We start from the raw sequence: 699 nt of genomic DNA on the forward strand, positions 1-699 counted from the left end.
CGCGGAAGTTGCGTTATACCATGCACTTGGCAAGCTACCTGAACCAGAAATTGCCCACAGATTTTACTGACGAGGCATTTTTTTGAACCACAAAGGCACAAAGACACAAAGGTTTTCTATATTTGGTCTTTCGAAGTAATAAATATGAGAATTGATATGAAGGAAGAGTCTGATGAACTATCTTCGAGGATTATTGGTGCTGCCATTGAAGTTCACCGAAATCTTGGTCCTGGTTTACTTGAAAGTATTTATGAACAGGCACTCGCATTTGAACTGGAACAACGCGGTCTACAGGTAAAACATCAGCAGAAGGTTCCTGTTATATATAAAGGACACAGTCTGGGGTCTGATTTCAAACTGGATCTGCTGGTAAATGACCTTGTTATTATTGAACTGAAAGCGGTGGATAAGGTACTTCCGATCCATAAAGCCCAAGTACTCACTTATCTCAAACTCAAAAAACTATGGCTTGGGTTGCTTATCAACTTTAATGAACTGGTTCTTAAACAGGGCATTGTGCGGGTTGTTAATTAAAAGCTATTTTGAACCACAAATACACAAAGGCACAAAGGAAAAGCGTTTTATGGGTAGGAGCTTACTATGAGCTTTGCTCTTACCAATTCGGTGTTTGTCAACATAGTTGTCGCCTCAACTCAGGCAGCTTTACTTAGTTGCCCGTCAATACATTTATCAGGATTA

1 protein-coding gene is annotated in these 699 nt (G+C 39.9%); it reads left to right on the forward strand.

Going from position 1 to position 699, the window contains the following annotated elements; all coding sequences use genetic code 11:
• The first annotated feature begins 144 nt into the window (after positions 1–144).
• Positions 145–534, forward strand: a complete 390-nt coding sequence (locus tag Q1B11_RS20240; protein ID WP_299735827.1) for a GxxExxY protein — start codon at positions 145–147, stop codon at positions 532–534.
• The last annotated feature ends 165 nt before the right edge of the window (positions 535–699 follow it).

It is taken from the genome of uncultured Endozoicomonas sp. (assembly GCF_947495845.1).
GTDB lineage: Bacteria > Pseudomonadota > Gammaproteobacteria > Pseudomonadales > Endozoicomonadaceae > Endozoicomonas.